The sequence below is a fragment of the Pseudoalteromonas sp. SMS1 genome (genome assembly GCF_021530565.1).
Classification (GTDB): Bacteria; Pseudomonadota; Gammaproteobacteria; order Enterobacterales; family Alteromonadaceae; genus Pseudoalteromonas.
Window position 1 is genome coordinate 113,425 of record NZ_JAKGBI010000018.1, and the last position, 25,754, is coordinate 139,178.

General features: G+C 40.3%; 20 protein-coding genes and 1 other RNA gene. 13 read left to right on the forward strand and 8 right to left on the reverse strand.

Annotated features, from left to right (window positions below; all coding sequences use genetic code 11):
* Nucleotides 1-61 precede the first annotated feature (61 nt).
* Nucleotides 62-2,059: a cation:proton antiporter domain-containing protein gene (locus L1286_RS18325; RefSeq protein ID WP_235408496.1), complete on the forward strand. Its 1,998-nt coding sequence runs from the start codon at nt 62-64 to the stop codon at nt 2,057-2,059.
* Here the strand turns inward: L1286_RS18325 and L1286_RS18330 are convergent.
* A complete protein-coding gene (locus L1286_RS18330; protein ID WP_235408478.1) occupies nt 2,056-3,201 on the reverse strand; it encodes a patatin-like phospholipase family protein in 1,146 nt (381 codons plus the stop codon). The two genes, L1286_RS18325 and L1286_RS18330, sit on opposite strands and share 4 nt — an antisense overlap.
* Nucleotides 3,202-3,556: 355 nt before the next feature.
* On the opposite strand from L1286_RS18330, the gene L1286_RS18335 reads away from it, so the two are divergent.
* The 5 genes from L1286_RS18335 to L1286_RS18355 all read left to right on the forward strand — a co-directional run bounded on the left by L1286_RS18335 (nt 3,557) and on the right by L1286_RS18355 (nt 8,392).
* Entirely contained in the window at nt 3,557-4,480 is a 924-nt protein-coding gene (locus tag L1286_RS18335) for a DUF3014 domain-containing protein (protein WP_235408479.1), read from the forward strand.
* A gap of 147 nt (nt 4,481-4,627) precedes the next feature.
* Nucleotides 4,628-4,724, forward strand: an RNA gene (gene ffs, locus L1286_RS18340) — signal recognition particle sRNA small type.
* A 1,034-nt stretch (nt 4,725-5,758) separates the two neighbouring features.
* Nucleotides 5,759-6,295: a DUF2314 domain-containing protein gene (locus L1286_RS18345; protein ID WP_235408480.1), complete on the forward strand. Its 537-nt coding sequence runs from the start codon at nt 5,759-5,761 to the stop codon at nt 6,293-6,295.
* A 116-nt stretch (nt 6,296-6,411) separates the two neighbouring features.
* On the forward strand, nt 6,412-6,906 hold the full coding sequence (locus L1286_RS18350) for a hypothetical protein (RefSeq protein WP_235408481.1): 495 nt from the start codon (nt 6,412-6,414) through the stop codon (nt 6,904-6,906).
* A gap of 358 nt (nt 6,907-7,264) precedes the next feature.
* The gene (locus tag L1286_RS18355; protein WP_235408482.1) at nt 7,265-8,392 is read left to right on the forward strand and encodes a serine hydrolase domain-containing protein; all 1,128 of its coding nucleotides are present in this window, start codon (nt 7,265-7,267) and stop codon (nt 8,390-8,392) included.
* A gap of 110 nt (nt 8,393-8,502) precedes the next feature.
* Here L1286_RS18355 and L1286_RS18360 read toward each other — a convergent pair whose 3' ends face one another.
* A complete protein-coding gene (locus L1286_RS18360) occupies nt 8,503-9,285 on the reverse strand; it encodes a hypothetical protein (protein ID WP_235408483.1) in 783 nt (260 codons plus the stop codon).
* Between the two features lie 116 nt (nt 9,286-9,401).
* Between L1286_RS18360 and L1286_RS18365 the strand changes: the two genes are divergently transcribed.
* The 4 genes from L1286_RS18365 (at nt 9,402) to L1286_RS18380 (ending at nt 13,805) form a co-directional block, all read left to right on the forward strand.
* Nucleotides 9,402-10,310 (forward strand): LysR family transcriptional regulator, encoded by a 909-nt coding sequence (locus tag L1286_RS18365; RefSeq protein WP_235408484.1) that lies wholly within the window; start codon nt 9,402-9,404, stop codon nt 10,308-10,310.
* A 542-nt stretch (nt 10,311-10,852) separates the two neighbouring features.
* Nucleotides 10,853-11,839 (forward strand): DUF1852 domain-containing protein, encoded by a 987-nt coding sequence (locus tag L1286_RS18370; protein ID WP_235408485.1) that lies wholly within the window; start codon nt 10,853-10,855, stop codon nt 11,837-11,839.
* Nucleotides 11,840-11,863: 24 nt separating this feature from the next.
* The gene (locus L1286_RS18375) at nt 11,864-12,892 is read left to right on the forward strand and encodes a methionine synthase (RefSeq protein WP_235408486.1); all 1,029 of its coding nucleotides are present in this window, start codon (nt 11,864-11,866) and stop codon (nt 12,890-12,892) included.
* An 88-nt stretch (nt 12,893-12,980) separates the two neighbouring features.
* The gene (locus L1286_RS18380; RefSeq protein WP_268832571.1) at nt 12,981-13,805 is read left to right on the forward strand and encodes a sulfite exporter TauE/SafE family protein; all 825 of its coding nucleotides are present in this window, start codon (nt 12,981-12,983) and stop codon (nt 13,803-13,805) included.
* 568 nt (nt 13,806-14,373) lie between these two features.
* Here the strand turns inward: L1286_RS18380 and L1286_RS18385 are convergent.
* Genes L1286_RS18385 through L1286_RS18405 form a run of 5 tightly spaced genes read right to left on the reverse strand, consistent with a single transcriptional unit; the run spans nt 14,374 to nt 17,973 of the window.
* Complete coding sequence (locus L1286_RS18385; RefSeq protein WP_235408487.1) at nt 14,374-14,604, reverse strand: DUF2798 domain-containing protein; 231 nt, start codon at nt 14,602-14,604, stop codon at nt 14,374-14,376.
* 46 nt (nt 14,605-14,650) lie between these two features.
* Nucleotides 14,651-15,475 carry an Ig-like domain-containing protein gene (locus L1286_RS18390; protein WP_235408488.1) on the reverse strand — a complete coding sequence of 275 codons (825 nt, stop codon included), beginning with the start codon at nt 15,473-15,475 and terminating at the stop codon, nt 14,651-14,653.
* Nucleotides 15,475-16,743: a hypothetical protein gene (locus tag L1286_RS18395; protein ID WP_235408489.1), complete on the reverse strand. Its 1,269-nt coding sequence runs from the start codon at nt 16,741-16,743 to the stop codon at nt 15,475-15,477. The genes L1286_RS18390 and L1286_RS18395 overlap by 1 nt, the downstream gene beginning before the upstream one ends.
* On the reverse strand, nt 16,736-17,284 hold the full coding sequence (locus L1286_RS18400; protein WP_235408490.1) for an NADPH-dependent FMN reductase: 549 nt from the start codon (nt 17,282-17,284) through the stop codon (nt 16,736-16,738). The genes L1286_RS18395 and L1286_RS18400 overlap by 8 nt, the downstream gene beginning before the upstream one ends.
* A complete protein-coding gene (locus L1286_RS18405) occupies nt 17,281-17,973 on the reverse strand; it encodes a pirin family protein (protein WP_235408491.1) in 693 nt (230 codons plus the stop codon). Before L1286_RS18405 ends, L1286_RS18400 begins: the two co-directional genes overlap by 4 nt.
* 143 nt (nt 17,974-18,116) lie before the next feature.
* Between L1286_RS18405 and L1286_RS18410 the strand changes: the two genes are divergently transcribed.
* Together L1286_RS18410 and L1286_RS18415 are read left to right on the forward strand one after the other, a co-directional pair.
* On the forward strand, nt 18,117-19,022 hold the full coding sequence (locus L1286_RS18410; protein ID WP_235408492.1) for a LysR family transcriptional regulator: 906 nt from the start codon (nt 18,117-18,119) through the stop codon (nt 19,020-19,022).
* A 625-nt stretch (nt 19,023-19,647) separates the two neighbouring features.
* On the forward strand, nt 19,648-20,847 hold the full coding sequence (locus tag L1286_RS18415; protein ID WP_235408493.1) for a DUF642 domain-containing protein: 1,200 nt from the start codon (nt 19,648-19,650) through the stop codon (nt 20,845-20,847).
* 583 nt (nt 20,848-21,430) lie between these two features.
* Here L1286_RS18415 and L1286_RS18420 read toward each other — a convergent pair.
* The gene (locus L1286_RS18420) at nt 21,431-22,420 is read right to left on the reverse strand and encodes a hypothetical protein (RefSeq protein ID WP_235408494.1); all 990 of its coding nucleotides are present in this window, start codon (nt 22,418-22,420) and stop codon (nt 21,431-21,433) included.
* A 649-nt stretch (nt 22,421-23,069) separates the two neighbouring features.
* On the opposite strand from L1286_RS18420, the gene L1286_RS18425 reads away from it, so the two are divergent.
* The coding region (locus L1286_RS18425; protein WP_235408495.1) for a non-ribosomal peptide synthetase at nt 23,070-25,754 on the forward strand (2,685 nt) is incomplete at its 3' end.

A 25,754-nucleotide genomic window follows, 5' to 3' on the forward strand; every position in this document is an offset into this window, starting at 1 on the left:
GGGAGGCCATTTGCAGCAAAATTTTGCCGGGCTTTTTTCAGAAAAAGTGCTTACCGTAATTGTGAATGCTTTACATGGTCATTTTACCGGTTTTGTGGCGCTATTACTGTGTGCGGTTGCACTCGTATGGTCCTTTAAACGAGTAGGCTTGCCGCCTATTTTAGCGTATTTACTTACCGGGCTCGTTGCGGGTGGATATGGGTGGATGGACAATAGTCACGAGATCCATCTTATTGCTGAATTGGGAATTGTATTTTTATTGTTTAGCTTGGGGTTGGAATTCTCTATTCCTAAGCTTATGGCGATGCGCAGTGTTGTGTTTGGACTTGGCAGTACACAGGTACTTCTGTCTATTTTATTGGTTACGTTGCTTTTATTTAAAGTAGGCGTCGCTTGGTCTGAGTCACTGATCATCGCATGCATTGTGGCGCTCTCATCAACCGCTGTCGTCGTAAAAATAATGAAAGAGAATGGCATGCTGAACCTACGAAAAGGACAGCTTGCTGTGGGGGTGTTGTTATTTCAAGACATTGCCGTAGTTCCGATGTTGATTGTATTTCCTTTGATGGCGCAAACCGACAATCAAGTTTTGGTTGGGGCGCTTGTTTTGGCACTGGCTAAGGGTGCATTTGTATGTATGTTACTTTGGGCAATTGGCAAATGGGTGTTGCCAAAAGTATTTAATGAAGTGGCATTAGCACGGACCGACGAGTTATTTGTATTAACGACACTGGTCGTTGCGCTATGTGCTGGTGCGCTGACCTATGCTTTTGGCCTCTCCATGGCGTTAGGCGCGTTCCTCGCAGGTATGATGTTAGGGGAAAGTCAGTATCGACATCAACTCGAAGCAGAGATACGACCATTCAGAGATATTTTAATGGGGCTATTTTTTGTCACTGTAGGCATGCAGTTAGATGTTGGCTTTGTGATCAATTCATTTATGTACATTGTGGGCGCTATGGCCTTGTTGCTCGTCACTAAAGTTGCGATTGTGTATATCAGTGCCCAACTGATGGGGGAGTTCAAGAGAGACGCGTTTGCATCAGGTGTGATGCTGTGGCAAATGGGGGAGTTTGGCTTTGTTTTGGTCGCATTGGCGAGCAAGCACCATTTACTTGAACCCAATGTCGCCTCTTTTCTACTGGCTCTGGGGGTGTTGTCTATGGCCGTAACACCATACTTGATTAGCCAAATAGATCGGTTGTTGGCGGTGTTTAAGCTGGATTCAGAGCATAAATCTGACTTTTCAAATACAGGATTTAAGGACCCTACGATTAAAGATCATGTGGTGATTTTTGGCTATGCGCGGGTTGGGCAAACCATTGCCCGTTTTTTAAAGCCTGAGGCAATACCGTATATTGCCATAGAACGAAACCCGATTATTGTTCAAGAAGCGCAAACGGCGGGTGAGCCGGTAATATTTGGCCATGCAGCACAAAAGGCAATATTAAAATCAGCATGTGTTAGTCAGGCGCGTCTAGTTATTGTCACGATGGATGACTTTGAGCAAAGCCAGATTGTTATCGATGCGATAAAACACTTTGCGCCAGAAGTTAAAATACTCGTGCGTATGCAAGATGATACCCATTTAGAAGACTTAAAGCAGCTGGGTGTAACGGAAGTGGTCCCTGAATCACTCGAAGCCAGTTTGATGTTGGTGTCGCATGTGTTGTATATGTCTGGTGTACCTATGCGACGCATTTTCAAACGCGTCAGCAAGGAGCGGCAAAACCGATATGAATACTTACACGGGTTTTTCACTGGCAATAGTCATGAAATACACGAATATGGCAATAGTCAATCTAGCTTTGTTTCAGACCGATTGGAGTATTTGCATGCGATAGCGCTTCCTGAAGATGCATATGCCGTAGATAAAACGATTTCAGAACTTCAGCTTGTGCGGCACAAAGTAGTTGTCAAAGCACTGCGCAGAGATGGCACAGAAATCTCGATGCCTGATGAGGATATTATGTTGATGGCAAGTGATGTACTGTTGCTTAAGGGTAAGCCGCGCCGAGTAGAACGCGCAGAGCAATTCATTATGGATGGGCTGCCTTAATCAAGTTCCAAAAAGGCACGGATTTCGTCGAGCCGTGCCATCCCATCTTGGTAGCCAATGTCGATGAGCTTTTGTGTATAGCTCTTTTCAAAAAGCAAGTAACTGGTCAAACTGGATTGAGAGTGCTTTTTCACCCCTATTGTGCGTAATAAAAGCTTTATAGCAATAGGGAGGTCATCGTAATAGTTAATCGCTAACTCGTTAAAATTCATAGAAGGGTTTACGACTAAAGTATCTACGCGCTTAAGCTCTTTATGCTTTTCTTTTGCGGGCAGTAGGCTGACGGTGCGATTTACTCGCTCCAGTCTCTCTAAATCAGACTGTAAGGTATCGCTAAAAATGCTGTCTAATAAGTGGCCTGCCACGACCGACATACCAGGAAAATGGGCTTCATACCCCAATGGTGTGTGCACTTTGGGTTGCTCAACACCGATGATGAAAATTTTACTCGCACCCAAATGAATTGAGGGGCTTAGTGGAGAGAGTTGGTGGATTGAACCATCCCCGTAATAATTGTGTTTTACTCTGACGCTTGGAAACACCATAGGAATCGCGCTAGATGCCATTAAATGATCGAGCGTGAGGTGTGTTTCTACTCCTTCGCGTTTTGCCCGTTGCCATGACTTGGCGTCTTTCGCTTGAAAAAAGGCGACCGACTTGCCATTTGAATAACTCGACACCGTAACAGACAGCGCATCCAAAAACCCCCGGTGAATATTTCGGTCTATACGTGCCAGATCTAAAACCTCTTCCAGCAGTAGGCGAAGTGGGGTGTTATCCAAAAGACTCGCTGGTGGATGGTTTATATAGTCAGCTTGAAAGCTGCGCATTACATTATTCAATAAATGACCAAAAGCGCCAAATAAAGAGCTTTTATAAACCATGTCGGTATGAAAACTCTTCCAAATCCACTCAATTTTTCGAATTGCCAGATGCATATTGGATGAGTAACAGGCTAACCCCGTCGAATTAATTGCGCCTGCAGAAGTCCCATTAATGATTTTAAAAGGCAGTGGAGCACTGCGTGGTAAACTTAACGCGATGGCTTTCAAAACACCGACCTGATATGCAGCTCGAGCCCCACCTCCCGTGAGCAAAAGCGCAATGTGTGGTTGGCCAATTCTATTGTGTGCCTTATTCATACACGTCCTTTCTTTTTACTAAGCAGTCACCAAGAAAAATATAACCTGCTTACATATACTATAATCAATTTAGGACGAAAGTGTATGTTGTATCTTATTTAGATATCAGCCAGTTACACTACTTGGGTTCGCACCATGGTGTGTAATTGTGTTGTGATTTGGTGTTTTTTTGTAGGGATGACGCTTGTTTGTTCAGATGTTCATGTAAATGTCAGCAAAGGGGTGCGAGTTTGAGATAAACTCTCATTAATGCGCGTTAACGCAGATGAGATATCATTTAGTTTGTGTTTTAATTGCATAGTGCAGCAAGGTTTTGTTGCTGCCGGTTTATTTAAGCGAATTTTACGGAGTCTCCATGTCAGAGCACAGTTCAGCAGAGCCAAGGACAAATAAAAAGCCTTCTAACAGTCACCTACTTCTTGCAGCCATTGCAGTGGTTGCATTGATTATTGTGGCTGTATTTGTGTTAGCGAACAAAGAAAGTAAACCCGCGGACACAGAAAATACAAAATTTCGACAGGATGTCGTAGTGCCTGAAGAAGCCCCTAAAACTGTCGTTAACACAGCGCGTACAGAAGCGAAACCTCAGCAAGCGTCGCGTGAAGTTGAAACGCCAATTGAAGAGACAACAACGCCTGTTGCACAAGAGCCAGTGATAACTGAACAGCCAGAAGCAAGACCCGTTGAGCCCGTAGAAACGGTATTGCCTACATTAGATGACAGCGATGCGAATGTGCGTGAGAGCGTTGCGAATTATCTGAGTAAACAAGCAATGGAGTTACTGGTTACGGAAGATATGGTAAGACGTAGCGTGGTGTTTATAGACAATCTTGCACAAGGAAAAATTGCCAAGAAACATTACCCAGTAAGCAAACCCGCTGATAACTTTATGGTGATTGAAGACGATATTATTGTCACTGATCCGAACAGCTTTGAGCGCTATACACCGTATGTGAACATGCTTAACTCTATGAGTACGGCGCAGCTTGTACGCCTTTATGAGCAGTACAAACCGCTTATTAACGAAGCGTATGAGGAAATTGGTTATAACGGAAATGAATTTGACTATACGCTGCAAGAAGCGCTTGGCGAGTTATTAGAGACTCCAATTCCTGATTCTAACTTACCGCTGATCCAAGAGTCGGTGACTTATAAATATGCTTACGCTGAGTGGGAGCAGTTATCTGATGCCCAGAAATTATTCTTGCGTATGGGCCCTGAAAATATGAAAAAAGCCAAGAAACGCCTACAGGCATTTCAGCGCGCACTGGCTAACTAGTATAAATTTAATACTTAGTTAATCAAAAGCTTGCTCCATTGCTTAAACAAACAGCAAACGAGCAAGCTTTTTTAGTTTTCGCTTGCATCCCCGTAAGAAAATCGCCATAATTCAACCCGCGCCAAACAAGGCCCTCAATGGTAGTCTTATTGGTCCTCTCGCAACAATAGTTCGTGAACCTGGTCAGGTCCGGAAGGAAGCAGCCACAGCGGATGACTTGTGTGCCGGGATGTGGCTGGTAAGACTACCACCCAAATTCTTCTTTTTTGTTGTTTGAAGTGTAAGTCTTATTAATAGCACTCAAAAGTATACTAAAACATACTAATTTCTTTACAAATCTAATTTAAATAGCTCTCAATTTCGATATCCTTTAATCCCCATTGTATAAATCTAAGTTAATGCACATAACTAAGCAATAATAGGTTATATCCCCAATATTTTAAGGTTGTATCTCGACAAAGTCGTAGTTAAGAGGAACTGGGCTAAAGTCTCGCACACTGCACACTGCACATTGCACATTGCACACTACATGATGCGAGTCACTTCAGTCCGCCTCTTGAAACTTGCAGGAAGTTACCGAATGAATTTAGGTATTTGAGTTTATAGCGTTAATTCTTACAATGTACACAATTCAAGACTTGGCCCATTGATTTTCGCTTGCGCTTGGATCATGGATGAAAAATGACGATTTTATAGCATGTCCCGTTTTGATTTATTTGCACGTATTTATACAGTGTTAGGTGCTTGTTAAATATCACTGTTATTCGCCGTTTTTTGTAGAATAAAATGTTAAGCGGCTAGTCAAATTTGTGGGGAATATCACTGCAGGAAGGTTTAATTTAAATGAAATTACAAATCCATTGCAAGGAATGAAGATTCCTGGATAAAATCGGTCAAATATTCCTATGTCAGATAATCGTTAAAGAGCAGAGGGAAGATTTCGAAAAGGGTCTGCAGCCTTAGATAAAAAACACTCGCCGAGCATAAAATTATTGATTTAATTCAATATGATGCAGGTCAATCTGAATTATGGGCACACAAATTTGAACTCTGAAGAGTCAAGAAAAGTTGTCTCAATAAAACAGGAGCTAAAGTTAGAAGCACAACATGATTTGGCTAAGCTCTCACTTAGTAAATATATAAAAACAGTTCCTGCAGAACCAATGAAGTAACCGCTTAATGAGTTACTAACTAGGACGCAAAACACTTGGCTTGCGCTCCTTCGTCGCTAATTTTAGCCAAGTATTTATCAGCCTCTATTGGGAAGTAAGGTGTGCCTTGAACATTGGTGTTAATTTAAAAAAATATTTACTAGCCATAGCTGGCTTATTAGGGCTAAGAGGCGTTAATAGGGCAGATGAACCGTTATTCAATAACATAAATCATGAAGACTTTGAAATACAAAAGGCGCATTCATTGGCTGCAGAGACAATTGAACAATTCGAACAATATGTAAAAGAACAGCGTAACGTAATATACATGGCTAAGTTGAGATTTAGAGATCCTGATTTATCGGAAGAACTTGGTACTGAACAATTTTTATATATGTGGCTGACGCATGTTTTTTATCACGAAGAAGAAAAGCTGTTTTCTGGTACATTTTTCGAAGTGCCAGAAGAAATGAAAAAGTGGCATCAAGTAGGGCAGAGGTTAGGCTTTGAACACGATGACGTTTTTGATTGGATGATTAATGATAATGGTAAAGTCAAAGGTGCATTTACTATTCGTGTAAGCCGCTCACGGCTAAAAACAGACTCTGAAAAGCTAGAGTTTGACGAGTATATTGGAATTTCTGAATATGAACCCATAAGGTAAACAGACCTTACCAACGCTTTAATCATAAAGGACGCAAATCGCTTGGCTTGCGCTCCTTTATCGCTAATTTTTGCCAAGCTTTTCGTACCTCTTAGCAAGGCGTTAGGTATTAGTGCATGGAATCAAATTCATTTATTGAGAAGACAAGGTCCAGAGGTATTTGGAATTTATGTGCATTGTCGTTTTTTTTGGGGTTAATATTTTACTCTTCAGATTTTGAAGGAAAGCCCATTAATTTTGAACAAGCCGGATTGATTTCAGGACTTTTTGTTACAGTCATTATTACTCTATTTTTCTCAGTCGTAATATATATTGTGGTTGTGTCAATTCGAGATGTAATTATTGGTGGGAGTCACGGAGTTAATTTTCACACGGACTATTTAGAGTACGTTGAATCAAATAGTTGGGTTAACAAATCGTTTAAGCTATGTTTCGCTGAGATTGATGAAGTTTTTATCGAGAATTACTCCGATGACAATATATATTTTATAAAAACAAAAAAGGGTCAAAAGTACTATCTTCAGAACATGAATGATGAACTGGCGCAAAGTGCCTTAATGCACCTTACGTCCATATGCAAACATGTAAAGTTAGTCAAAAGAAATAATTAAAATACCTAACAAGGCCTTTGAACTGTGGACACAAAACAACAGGTTTACGCTTATTCTTTGCTTCGTTTAGCCTGCTATTTGTATAGTTGTCTTATCTCTTCTTTGGTTAATTTATGAAAGCACTAATTGGTTAATTTACCGCGATATTACGGTAAGTAATCATTCTGAATTAATGAAAAGTCGGTATACGGCCAAATCGCACATGGCACTCTGTGTGCGTGCTTGCGATTTACCTGAAAATGCGCTTTGGTCAGTTACGGGGATCGCAGCATTAAGCTCCTAAGCTGATTCAGACTTTAAACCTTTTACGCAATTTTGTCGTCTAAAGAATGATTTTTGTGATTTTAAAAGGAAAACAATGAGCCGATTAATAACTCAAACGATACCATCGATATTGGCCATTTCATTTATTACAGTGCTGGCTTCTTGCAAAAGTTATGATGCCATCAATTTTGAATCTAATACGAAAGATGAACTCATTGAATTTATTGATGGAAATGTTGGGCAGGTAGTCTCAATTTCGATTGTAGACTCCGCTAATACTTACCAATACCATTTAGGGGCGTTAAGGAACGGCGATACGCCTAACAACCAAACAATATACGAAATTGGCTCTCTAACCAAAACTTATACAGGGTTAGCTGTCGCGAGGGCAATTCATGACGGGAAAGTTGAACTTGATAAAGATATCCGCAATTACCTTGAAAATAACGAATACAAAAATTTAGAGCTGTCCAGCCAGTATATAACTTTGCGGCACCTTTTGACTCATACTAGTGGATTGCCTGGCAATTTTGCTGCCAGTCGCGAAGATATTGAGCAAGGCAAATATTTTGAAAAAATATCAAAGTATTCTAGAGATGACTACTTTGATGATCTTAAAAAAGTAAAACTTAACTCGATACCCGGCGAGGACTATTTATATTCAAGCGTTGGTACTAATTTAGCTGGATATATTTTGGAATCTGTTTACCGAAAACCTTTTGAATTATTGATTTCTGAAATGATCACGAGCAAGTCTGGAGAGCAGGGCACGAAATTTAGGCGTACCAACTCCGAGGTAAGTGAAGTTACAGTTGGGTCAGATGGAAATGGTAATCAAATGCCTTTGGCTAGTGCATATTGGTTTGCTGGTGGAGGATTAACGTCAAACGTTGAGTCTGTTACGCGTTATATTCAACATCAATTTTCTTCAGAGCCTGAAGTGGCTCTTTCTCATCAACTTCTGGACGAGAGTTGGACGGGCAATGGCAAGGCATTTTATTGGCATACAGCTAAAGATGATTCAAATGAACTAATGCTCTATCAAAGTGGCGGCTCTATGGGCACATCTAGTTGGCTGGTCATTTATCCGAAGAGAAAAGTTGGTATTTTCATTGTCACTAATGTGGCAGGTGAAAATACTCAGCCAAAGTTAGAAGCTATTTCAGAAAAGGTGTTTGATTATTTAATAGCATATAACAAAGCCTTAAAATTGGATACGTAACAATTGGCTACACATTTTAGTCAACAATTATTCACCCCTTAAAAGCACCGCCATAAACATATTTGGCGGTGACGTGAAAGTACGGTCCGTTCTATACTGCTTAAATGATTTTACGCTTCTAGCTTTTCGGCTCTAGGTGAAAACTCAAAAACGTCCGAATAGCAATTTCGTTCTTGCAAGCCTAAAGCGTTGAGCTGGTCAATCGTGCCATAAACCATTTTTGGTGAGCCACATAAATAAGCATGAGTTTCTTTAAGATCGGTATAGTCTTGTTGTATGACTTCGTAGAGAAAGCCAGTTCTTCCTACCCAACCCGACTGAGCTGACTCTAAAATCGTAGTGAAATTCAAGTTTTTATGTGTAGTCGCCCAATCATGAAACTGTTCCAAAAGAAAAAAGTCATCGTTATGACGATTAGACCAGTAAATATTGATATTTGCATCAGGGTTTCGATGTAAAATCTCTTCCGTTATACACTTAATCTTGGATATGCCAGAACCCGCCGCGACAAACAAATGAGGTTGGTCAAGGCTCGTTTGTAAAAATGCTTTGCCCATGGCAAGCATGATCTTGACTGGCTGATTGCTTGCTTTAGCAGCAAACAAACAATCAACAACTTTACCTGAAAAGTCACTGGCAACTTGGATAATTAAACACACTTTATTAGGTTTATCAGCCTCTAAACGGCTGGAAATCGTGTATGAAAGCCACAATGGTTTGCTATCATTATTAACATCAAGTTCGAGCTTCAAATATTGCCCTGACTTATAGTGCAGTATTGTTCCCTCTGGGGCCAACAGTTCAATTTCAAAGGTACGTTTATTGAGTGATTCGATCTTGGTTACACATGCGTCATACTGTGCAATAGGGAGCGTTTTAACGTCATTCTTCATTTTTTAAACTTACATGTAATCGTATGGACTATTTAATTGGTGCTAGTTTAGGTGAGTTTATCGATGAGAGAAAATGATATATTATAAACAATCTATTAATTTTACTCATAATTTAAATGTTAGAACGTATCCATCTTCGTATTATTCATGCTGTTCATCAGCAAGGATCTCTGACTGCCGCGGCAAAAGAACTGTGTGTAACACAATCAGCATTGAGTCATACCATGCGTAAACTGGAAGACAATCTCGGTACAGCTGTTTGGGTGCGCGACGGAAGAAGTTTACGGCTCACACAAGCTGGTCGTTATCTGCTCAATATAGCAAACCGTGCGCTGCCGCTATTGAACGGTGCTGAAGAAAGATTAAAACAGATCGCCATGGGTGAGCGCGGCACACTTAGGATTGGTATGGAGTGCCACCCTTGCTATCAATGGCTATTAAAAGTGGTATCGCCTTTTTTAGAATCTTGGCCGGGTGTTGATGTAGATGTTAAGCAAAAATTTCAATTTGGTGGAGTAGGCGCTCTGCTAGATTATGAGATAGACCTGCTGGTAACACCGGATCCCTATTTTAAAAGTGGCCTAGTTTTTGAGCCTGTATTTGATTATGAGCAAGTGCTCGTCATTCCTAAAGATCATGAATTAACAGTTCAAAAATTTGCCAAGGCAGAAGATCTTAGAGACCAAGTATTATTTACTTACCCAGTATCAAAAGATCGCCTTGATATTTACACGCAGTTCCTCAATCCAGATCAAGTGAACCCTAAACAACACAAAACCGTCGAAACCACCGATATTATGTTGCAAATGGTTGCATGTGGTCGAGGTGTCGCGGCATTACCACGCTGGTTGGCAGAAGAGTACAGCACAAAATTGCCTTTATCAGTTGTGCGTTTAGGTAAAAAAGGCATCGCTAAGCAAATTTATTTGGGAACTCGCGAAGGTGATAGCAATGTTGATTACCTCAGCGCCTTTATCAAAATGGCGCACAGTTACAAACATCCGATGGCAATTAGCCCAGCGTAAATCGTCAGCCATTAGCACTGCCTAATGGCGATACTTGTCTGTCATTGCATTCTTGTAACGCACTATATCGCGGGGACAATATTAAGATGACGGTGGCTTTAGAACTTGATTTTTCTAAGCTTGTATCGAACGCCTATATTTATATGCTTAAAAAATGAAAGTATTCGGATTGCCAATATGAGACAGATGATATAAGGCCTACGCGAGACATTGTGCGTATAGAGCATTGCCCTTCACAGAGTCATACCGTTTTTCATTGACAACGCACTATTTCGAGTAGTTGCTTGTAAATATACGAAATCAATCCACTATTTTGCTCATAAAATTGCATCTTCAAATACAGAATTAATTACTATCTTAGTTCGCCAATCATCGTAATTAACAATTCCTGAGCATTCGTGTATTCAATCCGCTAGCATTTCACTATGAGCAAAACTCATAGATTCATAAAATTAAATCAATATTAATCATGGGTTATTCGTCATAGAATTGCTTCAGACGTTAAGGTCAGATTTAAATTAAAGCTAAGGACCCACAATATTATGAGCAGCGACTTCACCTATTCCATTAAGACTATTCGATTTGATGAGCACTATTCACCTTCAAACGATACGCGCCTGACTACAAACTTTGCTAATTTGGCACGTGGTGAAGTACGTCAAGAAAACCTTCGTAAAGCAATTAACATGATCAATAACTGCTTTAATAGCCTGGCAAATTGGGATAACCCAAACAAAGATCGTTATACAGTTGAAATTGATATTGTGCATGTTGACATTGATGTTGAGGGCAATGGTGAAACCTTTCCTACTATCGAAGTATTAAAAACATACATCGTTGATCACCATACGAACAGACGTATCGAAGGTATTGTGGGTAACAACTTCTCATCGTATGTACGCGACTACGATTTTAGCGTGCTGTTGCGCAAACATAATGAAGGGAAAGATCATTTTTCTGTGCCAGATAATTATGGCGAATTGCACGGAAAAATGTTTCAAGACTTCATTAACTCAAGTGCTTACAAAGAAAACTTCAGTAAGCCTCCGGTGATTTGTTTAAGTGTATCGGACAATAAAACCTATCATCGTACAAGTAATACACATCCGATTTTAGGTGTTGAGTACACGCCGAATGAATCATCACTGACAGAGCAGTATTTCAAAACAATGGGTATGGAAGTACGTTACTTTATGCCTGAAAACAGTGTTGCTCCATATGCATTCTTTTTCTTCGGTGACTTGTTAAATGATTACAGCACACTGGAGCTGATCAGTACGCTGAGCACCATGGAAACGTTCCAGAAGATTTATCGCCCAGAAATTTATAACGCAAACTCTACCGCTGGTGAAACTTATAAACCAAGCCTGAAAAACTTAGATTGCTCTTTAACTCAAGTGGTTTATGACCGAGAAGAACGTGCTCGCCTTGCGATTGAACAAGGTCAGTGGTGTGAAGATAACTTTATTCAGCGACACCAGTCAACACTGGAAAAATGGGCTGCTAACTTTGTTCAGCCTTCATTCTGATTTTAAGGTATAGATGCATTAATTATGAAAAAACTATTCCCAACTTCTACCGCTGGAAGTCTGCCAAAACCGTCATGGTTGGCACAACCTGAACAGCTTTGGTCACCTTGGAAACTAGAAGGCGAAGAACTGATTGCAGGCAAAAAAGACGCACTGAGAGTAACATTACAAGAACAAGACAGTGCAGGTATTGAAATTGTGAGTGACGGCGAGCAAACACGTCAGCATTTTGTCACCACATTTATCGAAAACCTGAGCGGTGTTGATTTTGAAAATAAAAAAACGGTTAGAATTCGTGACCGTTACGACGCGAGTGTACCGGGCATTATTGGCCCAGTAAGTCGCCAAAAACCGGTATTTGTTGATGATGCAAAGTTCTTACGCTCGCAAACACAGCAGCCAATCAAATGGGCGCTACCAGGGCCGATGACCATGGTAGATACGCTTTATGATGATTATTATCAAGACCGTAAAACCCTTGCGTTTGAATTTGCTAAAGCATTGAATGAAGAGGCAAAAGAGCTAGAAGCTGCTGGCGTTAATATCATTCAATTTGATGAACCTGCATTCAATGTATTCCTTGATGAAGTGAATGAATGGGGCATTGAAGCACTGGAAATTGCTACAGAAGGACTTAAGTGCGAAACCGCTGTGCACATTTGCTATGGCTATGGTATCAAAGCAAATACCGACTGGAAGAAAACATTAGGCAATGAGTGGCGCCATTATGAAAGAACATTCCCAGCCATTCAGCAATCCAGTATCGATATTATTTCTCTAGAATGTCATAACGGTCGGGTGCCGCTTGAAGTGTTGTCATTACTGAAAGGCAAGAAGGTGATGGTCGGTGCTATTGATGTGGCCACCAATGACATCGAAACGCCAGAAGAAGTCGCCGCCACCATTCGCGAAGCACTTAAATATGTTGATGCCGACAAACTTTATCCTTGCACCAATTGTGGCATGGCACCGCTATCACGAGAAGTGGCAAGAGGTAAACTACAGGCTTTAGCCGCTGGGGCAGAATTAGTAAGAAAAGAGCTCTCTGCATAATTTTTGCGTTTGTCTTTCACATAACCAACAAATGGGGTCTCCGTTTGTTGGTTTTATTTATTTCAATTAAACGTTGTTGATTTACACTATGATAGAGTTTTTAAGCAATAATATTTCAACACTCATCGCGCTGGTTGCAACAGGTGCATTTGCGGGGATTTTGGCAGGCTTGCTGGGTGTAGGCGGCGGTATCGTGATCGTACCGGTGCTATTTTTCGTTTTTCAAGGCTTTGGCGTATCGCCTGAATCAGCTATGGTCATTGCAACAGCGACCTCGTTAGCGACTATTATTCCAACTTCTATCAGCTCAATTCGCTCGCACAATCAAAAAGGCAATGTAGATTTTGAGCTGTTAAAGCGCTGGGCTGTGTTTATCTTTATCGGTGTTTTGATAGGAAGTTGGCTGGTAACGCGCGTCAACGGCACTTGGTTGACTGGATTATTTGGTATAATCGCGACCTTATCAGCTCTGAATATGCTGTTTCGAACAGGAAAATCAGCTTTATTTCAATCACTGCCGGGTAAAGCCGGACAAGCAACTATGAGTACCTCAATTGGTTTATTCAGCTCAATGGTTGGGATTGGGGGAGGGACTATTTCTGTGCCACTACTCACGCTTTATAACTATCCGGCTCATAAAGCTGTGGGGACAGCCGCTGCCATTGGGTTAATTATCTCTTTGCCAGGCGCTACGACTATGCTCATTTTAGGTCAATCACCTGCTGATGCTCCTATCGGCACGTTCGGGCTTGTTAACCTAGTTGCGCTCCTGTGCATTGTGCCTTTAACCGTGTTGTTTGCACCAGTTGGCGCATCACTCGCTTCTAAACTAGACGCATCAAAACTCAAGAAAGTGTTTTCTATAGTTTTGCTTATCACAGGCATACGCATGCTAATACAGTTATTTTTGTAGGGTTGAACAGACACAGAAATTGACCTGCAAAAATGTGACAAAGTCAATGTAAGCGGGTGCAGGGGTATAGTTTATCTCAAAGCTGAAAGAGATTTGTTCATTAATGCATAATGTAAGGCTTGGCTCTTTCGTCTACTAGGTTTTTGCGATAAGTCAGTCACGTGAAAGTAGCTGACTTATTTTTAAGCCTCAAAAATAATAAATCAGCTTTTTCATATCAAAACCTTCAAAATCACTAGGTCCAATCAATGTGGGTCAGTAAAAATTGATCTTTTGTTCCCCAATTACTCCAAGTAGCCCACTGATACTAGAAGTAATTAAATAGTCATGAAAAAGAGATTAGAATATTTTGACTGTAATAACTCAATGGCTACTTCAATAGCCTTCTACCATATTTTTTCAATTTTTAATGAAGCTATTAAAAGGCTATATAAGTTATAGGAGTAATATGTGTAGTCGTGCATATCCGAGCATAGTTATGAGCGAACTACGGGAATTCGATAGTAAGAGAGTATTCGCTATATCTTGTCAAACTTGTACAGCCGTTATTTAGAGTCCTCATTTACTCTTACGTATTTATTAGCTCATTAGCTACTTTTTGAGCAACTGGCACTATCAATATTGCTGATGGAAAAGCAATGGTTACAGAGACAAGCCACGCTTTTAACCACAATAATATAAAATTATCGACAATACCGATATTTACTAAAAGCATTGTAAATGACATTACAAAGCTCATACCCACAGAAGCAAATAAAGCTACAAGTAAGTTTTTGCGCTTTGAATTAAATCGCGGCATATAAATTTACCTTTTTCTATATAGTTAATTAAAAGTAAGCGAGTGTTTATTTAGTCAGTTGAACCGCTACCTCAAACGCTTTGTTGCGGGTCATGCTATCTTCAATTAATGATGGTTGGTCAAAAAGGCCTGTTATTCTATTGCCCACAATGTCTTCAAGAATAGGCGCTACAAACAAGGTGTATGTCTCTTTTTCTGCCCAATTGGTGTTCGGTAGAAAAATCCACTGTTTCTCTTGTGAACCAATATCAATAAGACCGGAAACAATCTCTCCATCCCCGTTTTTAACCCTAATGCGGTAGGCTAGGGAGGTATGATCAATTGGCGCATTAAAATCAATAATTAATGGTTGTTTAGTGCGCTCTTTTGGCTGGCTGATGCGCCATGAATTTACGCTTGGTTTCTCATAAATAGGGGCTACAACGGTAAATCTTTTTGTGTAAACAGAAGTGCAAGTTTTCTGGTTGATTGCGCCAGCATTAATAACCAGTTGATAAGTTGAACCGTCTTCTAACGCTCTACCTAATGTATTGTGTGCAACTAGGCCAGTTTTCACACGACCCGGATCAAACAGCAACGTCAAACGCTTTCTATCAGGACTCCACAGATTTACCTTATTTGCCAGAAATACTCCTTCAAGTCGCTTGCCATTGTCGTCAGTAAGATAGACGTGCGATAAGGTATCTTCAGTTCTCATTGGCTGGTTAAAGTAGACATAAAAGCGTAACAGGTTTTCAGGCAAAGTATCAGCAGTCGGATAGACGACTGATACTGGCTCCTGCTGATCGAAATCACTACATTGCTCTGAATTCGCCAAGCTTGATACTGGAAACACCAACAGTAGGATTGTCACTAGCAGAGTCGTTTTCATTACTTATTCGCCTCTTTTGATAACTCACGTGTTAAATCAGGATAGCCAGCATCCGTTTTCAGCAAGTTTTGAAAGTGTCTAAACATGTCTTGCTCCGGATAATACTGATAGTCTTTAAAGTTATATTCACTAATAAAGTCATTTAGACGGAAATAAGCCCCTTTTCTAAACGAAACTAAGTCGATATCACCTGTATTGATATTGCGTTTTAAGGTAGCAATAAATTGACTGTCTTGATCTGCCGCTTGTAACACTCCTGATAATGGAACCGGGCGTGTTGGCACACCTGCTTTCGCCCACATTTCTGGCGTAGATAGCCCTTTTTTCGCACTTGCAGCGGTCAAATCGGCAACTCGAATTAAATCAGCACTTCGTTCTTTATTAATAACCAGAATAAAGTCTTCTTGCTTTTGGGTATGATCAGTCGCACTGAAGTGGATAACATCTAACGGTGTGTTTCCATAGCCAAGTTCAGCAATTGTTTTACCTTTTACATGTGCCCCATCAGCAAGGCTTGCCGTAGGAATAGTAACTAAAGGAGTACAGGTATACGCCGCAACGACTGTTTCCACGCCACCGAGATTTAACACTTCCATCGCACGAATAGGTGCTCTAGTCTCTGTTTGGTTGTGAACAGTATGGTAAATCTCGATATTCGAGCTAGTGTCAGCTTGACTGAAAGGGTAATCAATTTTACGTAAGGTGGAGGCGAACTCCCCTGTAGATAAACTGGAAACATACAGTGTACCGTTTACATAATCCAAATCGGTAATGGCTAAAGTTGTAGCCGGAATATCTCGCCAAAACTTTACTGAATCATCAGCGGTTTTTGCCAATGTCTTAACCGTATGGCGGTATTTAGCTAAATTGACTTGCTCAAGGCTTCCTTTTTGATTTGCTTTTATAAGCGCAGATACTTTTTTAGTTCCCATAATATAAGAAACCGAAATAAAAGCTTCTTTGCTAATAGGGTGAATAGCAATATCATGGTAGCTCACTGCACTTGTTGAAACACCAAGTAAGTTAGCTATTTTGGACCCTACGTTAACCAAATTATAGCTTTCAGAGCTCTTTTTAGCTTCAATAGCGGGTAAAGTATAAGCAAAAATCTTGCTTGAGTCCGAATCTGCAACAAACAAAGTATTTGTTTCAGCAAATTCTAAAATAGTGGCTGAGGTTGGCAATGCATCAGCGTTAGCTTGCATGGGAGCTGCACTCAATGATAATGCTGCAACTATATATTGAACGAGTTTTTTGGCTTTAAACATTTTTTCCTCCCAATGATTTGATGAGCTCGCTGACTACCAGCTCAAGTTCATATTTGATTTTTTGATTGGATAATTGCAGTGACGACATATCAAAATTTTCATAAAAGCTTGGAATAGACATGCTGCCTTTAACAGTCGCACCAAAAAACTGAGCTGATGTGGTAGCCATATTTAACACGCTTGCCGCACCACCAGGGCCTGGAGATGTTGCGAGAAACACCACAGGTTTTTGCTGATACACTTCTCTAGACACTCTACTAGCCCAATCTAAAATATTTTTAAATGCTACGGTGTAAGTTCCATTGTGTTCGGCAAATGAAACAATGATGGCGTCCGCACTTTTCATTTTGGCGATAAAGTTTTGTGCTAGCTTGGGTTGACCAATCTCTTTCTCTTTGTCTTCGCTAAATATCGGGAGCTCAAAATCATTTAAATCTAGGAGCTCAACTGTCGCATCACTTACTAAAGATGCGGCATAAGTTGCTAAAGCTCTATTTATTGATGTTTTACTACTCGATGCACCAAAAGCTAATATTTTCATTTTTCATCTCCACGGGTGATTAGCACTAAGCCAAGTTGTTTCTTTGCTACTAAGGACATTTCTTTTCCTTCAATAAGTTGTCCTTCGTGTACTTTTTTTCCATTAGCGGTTGCTGTGCCTCGGGTAATGATGGCGATAAATGGCTTATTTACATTTAGCTCTTCACCTCCTTTAACGAAGCCTATCTGACAGTGCATATTGCTATCAAAGGTACTGTCATTGTGGCCACCAAGCACGGTAGTCATTTGGCCTTCTTGTATTTTGAAATTTTGATAACTTGATGCTAAGCCATCTTTTGGAGGCAAAAACCAAATTTGTACGATGCCCGCTTTTTTATCGTTAACACTAAATTCGGAATGCTGCATCCCGTTGCCAGCGCGTTGAACTTGTACACCTGGTCCCTGTATTACGGTGCCATCGCCTAGAGTTCCTGTATGACCAACGCTCCCTGAGGTAATAAAACTCACTATATCCACGTCATTGTGTGGGTGAATTGGCACACCGTCGTTTGGCTTAAAATGTCCATAAGCCAAATAAATGAAATCACCTAAGCCGTGGCTGATTTGACGGTTTGACTGAGCTTTAGGCCAAACTTTTGGACTCATCACCATGCGTGTTTCAACAATCCCAGCAAAGCCACCTTGAGGCAGTGCCTCCTTATCAATAATACGTAAGCTAGTGTTATTCATTTCTTCCCCTTACTGCCCAACGGACGAAGTTGTTTAAAGCATGTATTTGCTCTCAAATAAGTTGAAGGTGACTATATCGCATGCTTTAATGTTATAAATAGAGCTAAAAAGGCATACCAGATATGCCTTGCAGGAATACTTAGTTGGACTCAATCATTGCCATGCGTTCTTTTATCCGCGTAGTAGAAACAGGTAGTTTTAGCGCGGTTGCTAAAGAGCAAAATACTAATCAGGCCACTATCAGTAAGCGAATCGCGAGTTTAGAAAAAAAACTGGGTACGAAGCTGTTAGTAAGGGGAAGTAGAAAGCATACCTTAACGGAAACAGGTAAAACTTACTTTGAACGTGTCACAAATATTGTTATGGAAATTGATGAGGCTGAAGCTGAAGCGCGCTCTTTAACTGCAACGCCAAAAGGAGATTTGCGAATTACGGTGCCAACCATGTTTGGTGGCCTGTATGTTGCGCCTGTTATTTCAGAATTTTTAGCAACTTACCCTGATATTAATTTAGATATCAAGTTTGATGAGAACATGGTTGATTTAGTAAAAGAAGGTATCGACGTTGCCATTCGACTCGGTGATCTGCAAGATTCTTCTATGATTGCTAAGCACTTAGGCCATGATGAGCTAATTATTGTCGCTTCACCATCATATTTATCAAAGCACTCAATACCTGAAACAACTGATGATTTAGCAAACCACAATTGCCTTATTTATAGTTTATCGCCCAAACGAGGAACGGTATGGGTTTTTAGCGATAAATCAGAAACAAGCGCCGTCGAAGTCACTGGTAATTTTCAATGTGACAATGGTATTGGGCTCAAAGAAATGTTAATGGCAAATGCTGGTATTGCATTGATGCCGAAATGGCTAGTTGATAAAGAGCTGGGATCTGGTCAGCTAGTACATATTTTAAAAGATAATTACAAACGCTACCCCATTAGTGCTGTCTTTCCTAATAACCGTTACGTACCATTAAAAGTGAGATGTTTTATAGATTTTATGCAGAAAGTGATGAGAACAGATCCTGCATTGTCTCATGTATAACCGCACTTATTTAATTTAATAGGCAAACATTTATGAATGATGTTTGGCGAAAAAATAAATAACGAGTAGTGGTTTATTTTCTTTAGTTAATAGCGATGGCTTAGCTATCTTAATGTCGGTTCTACTTTTCATGATTTGAAAACGAGATGACATCGATTGGTTCTAAGGTGTGATTTTTGCTACTTTCGGGACTGCATAGTTATGGGTAGGTCCGATTTTGGTACCTTTTTCTGATAAAAACGCTAGAAAAAATGGTCGTTCGCACCCCTGTAAGGGATGCTTCATGTCTTGTTAATACTCTTTTTTGTTAGGTTTGATGTTCAATACAGTGAACAAAGTACGCCATGGCCTGAATAATTGCGCATACTTTAGCATGTCAAAAATCTAATTCAGCGCATTAAATGATCACCCTTATGCGCTGTCAGTAAAGCCTTGAGAATTTATGGCAACCTCCCAATAGATAAGCCCGTCTTTTTGTTTAGGTATAATTTGTGCAAATACATTACAAATGAATATCTAAATTTAGTACTTATTGACCAATGTTTTAAATCTAAATTATTGAATGTAAGTAATAAATTTTTTATGAATATATTTTAAACACACTTAAACTTTGGAGAACCATGATATGAAATTATCTCTTTTTGCAATGTCCATGCTTTTTGCGTCGCAAATTGCAACTGCGGACAATCTAATCACAAACGGCTCCTTCGAGCAGGATGTCGTAAACTCAAAGTGGAAATTACTAAATGCAGTGACTGGGTGGCAAAGTGAAGGGGCGAGGTTTGAAATTCAAACGTCGCGTCTTGGAATCATTAACGCCCCAGACGGTAATCAATACATTGAGCTAGATTCGACAGCCAATCACAGCGTATTTCAAAGTGTTGCGACTGAAGCGGGCAAAACATATGAAGTGTCATTCTATTATTCACCTCGAGTGACTGGCCACAAGCAGACAAATAAAGTGGATGTTAAATGGAATGGCGTAACCGTGCTGAATTTAAACGCAACGCAAAGAGGTTGGCAATCTTTTACATTGTCTGTAGAGGCGAACTCAAACAGCTCAGAGATCCGTTTCACTGGTACGGGTACTAACGACAGTTTAGGGGGCTTTATTGATAACGTTGTGGTCACTGAAAAACAGGCCTGCCACACAGGCATTTTTGGTATTAATAACTATGGTTCAGCTCAAACGGGTTATGTCTATAAGTTTAACTTAGAAACAAGCACTTACAGTGTCGTCGCTGGGGCGAAAAACACGGCGTCAAATATTGCAAGCCACAATGGTAAGCTATATTTCATGGAGCAGCTTGATTCAGGCAGCAAAGCGTCGAAACTTTGGTCTCTGGATTTAGAAACTGGTGTTCAAGCGGCTGAGGCTGATGTTAAGTCTTGGCCAATTTATCGTTCTGCGGTCACAGCCAGTGGGCAATCATTGCGCGCCACCAGTAAAACGTATATGTATGACTACAACCTACAAACTGGCGAAAAAACAGTGTTAGGTAAGATGCGTTACGCTGGTGATTCTTTCTCTCATGGTGATATTGCTTATTCTGCTGATAACAATACTCTTTATGTATTAACTGGCAAATCCTTATATACGATTGATGATGGTTCAATGGCATTAACGTTAGTTGGTCATCATGGTATTAAATGGGCGTCTGGTTTGGCAATTTCTGATGATGGTACATTGTACGTTTCAGGAAGAGTCTCAGGTGAAAGCGCGAAAATTTATACCGTTAATCCGCAAACAGCCGTCTCTACCTATGTTATGGATGCGCCAGAGCATATCAATGATTTAACTTTCGTAGATAACTACTGTCATTAAGTCGTGTTATTAAAAATAGCCAGGCATACTGGCTATTTTTTTGAGTTTCCTCCATATTCTGCCAAACGAGCCTTTGCTGTTTATGATCTACTGTGGTGTTAAAAAGTATGAGCATCGTGAGTCTAAAAAGGTTGCGTATGGTATCTGGCGAATTTGTTAGGCGATTCATTCATCGCCCAACTTCTGTCACAACGTACAAAGGTGTGCATTGTGGATCAGTTAATCATCGAGTCAGAATGAAGGTTAGCGTGATTTAAATGCGGTACATTGACTTGCCTGTTCATGCTGTTAAAAGAAGGTAGAGCAAGTAGAAACGTTTAAATAAATCTATTTTTCGCTGGTGGGTTAAGCATGGATTCCCTGCTCAAAGTGTACTATGTGTCGAGTGCGTAGTAGCCAGTTATTTATCAATTCTTTAGTCAAAAAAACAACTTGGCCTATTAATGTTGAGCAACCAGTGATGTTAATGCATGCACTTTAAAGCGTGAGGGGTGTAAACCATAAAGGGATATAAATATGGTCTACAGCCTGCAAAAAATGCACACAATTTTTGTTTTGGGTGCGAGCTCAACAGTGCGATGTGTTAGTTGCTCTGGATCACCCTGAATGGGTAGGCTTTCCAAATTGCCTTCTTGAAATCGTAGGCTTTGCTATATTTCTCAAAGAGTGACTTTCGAGTGCGATACATCGCGTCAACGGGGGTGCTACCATGGCTCAATTGGGTGAAGAAAGAATGAATGGTCAAGGTAGATGAGCTTCCTGCTTCATTGTCAAAAAGAGGCGCGATGATGAACTGGTTGGCACTTTTTGAGACATGTTCTGCAAAGTTAAAGGAAGAACCCATTTGGCAAGAATCTAAATAGAGTAGCTTACTATTTAATTTGACGATATCGTCCGAATAGAGTTCTTCGTCATTGAGTTGCATATAGGCTTCATCATCAGATGCAATTCCATGTAGACTGATTAAAGCGGTATCTAGATCGTTTGTTAGCGCCAAATGTGCTTTTGTTATATTTTCCATTTTATAGTTTACTGTTTTAGGCATCAATTTTGATAACAGTAATGACGCTTTTTCTGGATCTGTGGTTTTATCTTTTATGGTTAACCCTAAACCTTCAGGATTAAATTTATAATCTGTAACGACATTGAGTGGTTTGCTACTAAAGGATGTAGGACGCTGTAAAAATAGTGGCTCCCCTTTGAATGGTATTAGGTCTAAAGCAAAAGAAAAACTACCCTTATCTAAGACAAAATGCACCTGGTTTGACTCGTCTAACATTGCTGAGATGGGATGGAATATACTTTCTTCATACTGAGCAAGGTTGTTGTCTAAATATTTCTTTCCCAAATCCCATTTGTTTAACTTTTCTAAGATAGATTTAAAGTTACTTTTTGTGATTTCACTGTCTTCATTAATTATGAACTTTTTTGACTTTTCATCCAGTTTAGCTTCGATAGATACTTTTTTTCCTGATGTATTCACCGTTAAATAAAGTATTCCATCCTCTGCACTATAAGCAGAATTGCAAATAGTTAGTGAAAATAAAATTGAGGTGAAAAATTTTTTTATCATAACTTTCCTTAGATGAATATTAGTATTTCTACAATTGATTGGTTAACCACAGCATCAATTTTGTGTGTATATCTCGGTTTATTCCCTTATTTCATATAGCAAGATTGTGGCCACGAGATAAGGAAATAATTCATAAGATGGGCAATCCACATACGATTTTATAACACTTATTGCTAGTTGGTGTCTATGAATTAACGCTATGTAAAATGTTAAATTTTATTACTGCGTCATTAATGCAAATATTACATCAGTGAAACCCTAATGTTGCAAGTGTTAACTGATGAACTTTTTATTATCATTGTTTTGTTTTTGTTTACAAAATAATTATCATCTGATACCTTTTTCCGGTCCTAAGTGAGGTCGTGGTGGATTCTTTATTCCTCGATTTGGCTTTTAATGTTTATGAGAAAGGTATTAGCTGCTTCTATTGTTGGGATTTTTTGTTTTTAAGATGGATTGAAGTCAGTAGTTAATTAACATTGCTAGCCAACTCTAGTGATTAATTTTCTAAGTGGTTTCTTGCGTTTTAATAATTAACCTAACAGTCGATTTGGCTCATTGAGTGAACAGCTTATTGTTGCGTTTGCCTTTGCTTTTTAATGGATTTATGTACGCGAGATAGCAAGTGACATTAATAAAAAAATACTCCATGTTGGAGTCTCAAAAAGAGATATATTTTGATTGTCTTTTAAGATGCGATTCGTCTCTTTGCATCGGTGGTAAAGTAGATTTTCAAGATGATGTTCGCCCAGAATTATTAAAAGAGGCTATTAAAAAAGTAGTTTCAGAACATTCAATCCTTAATGCGGAATTAGATGTTTGTGATGATTTATTCTTTACCTGTTCAGGTGATGTTGAAGAATGTTTCGTAGATATACCTAGTTCAAAAGACTTCATTGATAGTAATAAAGTTGAACTATTTTACTCTATTGCGAATGACATTTATGACAATTTTATTTCAAATAAAGGCCCGTTGTTTAAAGTAGCAATAATCAAGGATGAGTATGTTTTTTCCATGATTCTTGTTTCTCACCATATCCTACTTGATGGGTATGGCTTTGAAAACTTTATCCGTAAAGTATTGAGGTATTGCAAAGGAAATAATATTGAAAATGAGTTTTCAGTATTCGATTACTTTGACGAGTTAAAGCCAGCGTTTCCACCTAAAAAAATAGAAAACGGCATCGCATTTTGGAGAGATAGAATTGCGTCATCAAACCTTTTAGTGATGCCAGCGAAGCCGGGGCCGCTTGAATCCGTTCAATACGAATTTCCATTAGATGAATACAGCGATCTCCAGAGACATATCAAAAATATGGGCGTTGCTGTACTGCCTGTATTTTTGTTGGCGATAACTGCGACATTGTGCCGTTTTTATGGTGGAAACGGTGTGGTTATAGGTACGCCTATTCACAATCGAAAAAAACCGCAGTATAAAAACCTGATAGGCCCTTTGATGGGCATGTTGCCAGTTAAGGTTGATTACAATGGATCAATGACAGCTGAGTCTGCATTAAACGCATGTAAGCGTGCATTATTTGGTCACCTTAAATGGCGAGATTTGCCTACTCACACATTAAAAGAAGCACTTGCAGACGAGTTTACAAACCAAAGCTTATTCGATATTAGCTTTAACTATCAGAGTGTTGGATTCGACTTTAGTGATACAGGACTATCTACAATCGTAGATATCTTCAATAGCGGTCAATCCAAGGAGTTACTCGCATTTAATTTATATGAATATAAAAAACAACGCGCCCCACTATTAAAGCTGCACTTCAATTCAGAAGTAATTGATCGCAGTGTTGCGCAAATAATACTTGATTTAGTCATTTTTTGCGCAAAAAGCTTTGTGTCTTCACCGCAGTGTTCAATTAGCAGCTTGTTGCAGACGCATACTGCTCAGTATGTTGGTGCGACCCAATTATCTGACAACGTGAATCACATAGAGTGTGAAGCGGTTCATCATTTAATTGAGCAGCAGGCAGCCAAAAGACCCGATCATCCTGCGGTGGTATTTCAAGGACAGACATTGAGTTATTGCGCTTTGGATGCGCGTGCCAACCAAGTCGCCAATTATTTGCTTACGCACCATGATATCGGCCGTGACAGTTTAGTGGGGCTATATGCTGAGCGCTCACTGGAGATGGTGATAGGTGTGCTAGGGATTTTAAAAGCGGGTGGGGCATATGTGCCACTGGATCCGAATTACCCAGAAGAGCGCTTGAGTTACATGTTATCCGACACACAAGCACAGGTTGTGTTGAGTACACTAAAAACGGACGCCGCGCCGATTGCAGATAGTCAGTGCCAGTGGGTAAGTCTGCACGATGCGGCAATCGCGGCGCAACCACACAGCAATCCAGGGGTCACTATGTCAGAACAGGATCTGGCGTACATTATTTACACGTCAGGCTCGACGGGTAAACCTAAAGGCGTGATGCTGGAACACCGTGGTGTAGTTAATCTCGTGGCGACCTTGGCACACAATTATAATATTCAACCACAAGACAAGCTTTTACAGTTTGCCCCCATCAGTTTTGATATGTCAGTTGAAGAGCTATTTGGGGCATTGTGCTGTGGCAGTACGCTGGTTTTACGCACCGACGAGTGGTTAGCGTCGGTGGCGGATTTTTGGGCGCACTGCGAGACACACCAAATCAGTTTATTGAACTTACCGACAGCTTTTTGGCATGAAGTGGTGCACGAGCAGGATATACCATGTGCTAGCCATATTCGCCTAGTCAGTGTGGGCGGAGACAAGTTGAGTGAGCAAGCCATTGCGACCTGGTATGAGACCCGCCCCAGCCACATTAAGCTGCTGAACGCCTATGGGCCGACAGAGTACAGTGTGAATGCGACCATGGGTGAGATTGACCCTGCCAAGCCGCTGAGTATTGGCCATGCAGTACTCAATACCCAACTCTTGGTATTAAGCCCCGAAGGTCAACTGTTACCACATGGTATTGTTGGTGAATTGCACCTTGGTGGCGCGGGGCTGGCTCGTGGCTACTTCAACCGTCCAGATTTAACTGCCGAACGCTTTATTGATAACCCTTTTTACACAGACACGATAGCAGGTCAAAGCCCGCGTTTATACAAAACGGGTGACTTGGTCAAGATGTGCGCCAATGGTGAAGTGGAATATGTCGGGCGAAGTGACAACCAAGTGAAGATCCGCGGATTTAGGATTGAACTAGGTGAAATAGAAGCGGCACTGGCGAGTCACAACAGTGTGATTGAAAGCTTAGTGATGGCACAGAAGCCCGTGCATGGGGGCGAAGCACAGCTATTGGCTTATGTGTTGTGTGAAGAAGCGTGTACACCGTCAGAC

Bases quoted from the DNA above. Each gene is read 5' to 3' on its own strand.
- L1286_RS18330 (WP_235408478.1), bottom strand. From the start codon at position 3,201: ATGAATAAGGCACACAATAGAATTGGCCAACCACACATTGCGCTTTTG.
- L1286_RS18335 (WP_235408479.1), top strand. From the start codon at position 3,557: ATGTCAGAGCACAGTTCAGCAGAGCCAAGGACAAATAAAAAGCCTTCT.
- L1286_RS18350 (WP_235408481.1), top strand. From the start codon at position 6,412: ATGGAATCAAATTCATTTATTGAGAAGACAAGGTCCAGAGGTATTTGG.
- L1286_RS18355 (WP_235408482.1), top strand. From the start codon at position 7,265: ATGAGCCGATTAATAACTCAAACGATACCATCGATATTGGCCATTTCA.
- L1286_RS18360 (WP_235408483.1), bottom strand. From the start codon at position 9,285: ATGAAGAATGACGTTAAAACGCTCCCTATTGCACAGTATGACGCATGT.
- L1286_RS18365 (WP_235408484.1), top strand. From the start codon at position 9,402: ATGTTAGAACGTATCCATCTTCGTATTATTCATGCTGTTCATCAGCAA.
- L1286_RS18370 (WP_235408485.1), top strand. From the start codon at position 10,853: ATGAGCAGCGACTTCACCTATTCCATTAAGACTATTCGATTTGATGAG.
- L1286_RS18375 (WP_235408486.1), top strand. From the start codon at position 11,864: ATGAAAAAACTATTCCCAACTTCTACCGCTGGAAGTCTGCCAAAACCG.
- L1286_RS18380 (WP_268832571.1), top strand. From the start codon at position 12,981: ATGATAGAGTTTTTAAGCAATAATATTTCAACACTCATCGCGCTGGTT.
- L1286_RS18385 (WP_235408487.1), bottom strand. From the start codon at position 14,604: ATGCCGCGATTTAATTCAAAGCGCAAAAACTTACTTGTAGCTTTATTT.
- L1286_RS18390 (WP_235408488.1), bottom strand. From the start codon at position 15,475: ATGAAAACGACTCTGCTAGTGACAATCCTACTGTTGGTGTTTCCAGTA.
- L1286_RS18395 (WP_235408489.1), bottom strand. From the start codon at position 16,743: ATGTTTAAAGCCAAAAAACTCGTTCAATATATAGTTGCAGCATTATCA.
- L1286_RS18400 (WP_235408490.1), bottom strand. From the start codon at position 17,284: ATGAAAATATTAGCTTTTGGTGCATCGAGTAGTAAAACATCAATAAAT.
- L1286_RS18405 (WP_235408491.1), bottom strand. From the start codon at position 17,973: ATGAATAACACTAGCTTACGTATTATTGATAAGGAGGCACTGCCTCAA.
- L1286_RS18415 (WP_235408493.1), top strand. From the start codon at position 19,648: ATGAAATTATCTCTTTTTGCAATGTCCATGCTTTTTGCGTCGCAAATT.
- L1286_RS18420 (WP_235408494.1), bottom strand. From the start codon at position 22,420: ATGATAAAAAAATTTTTCACCTCAATTTTATTTTCACTAACTATTTGC.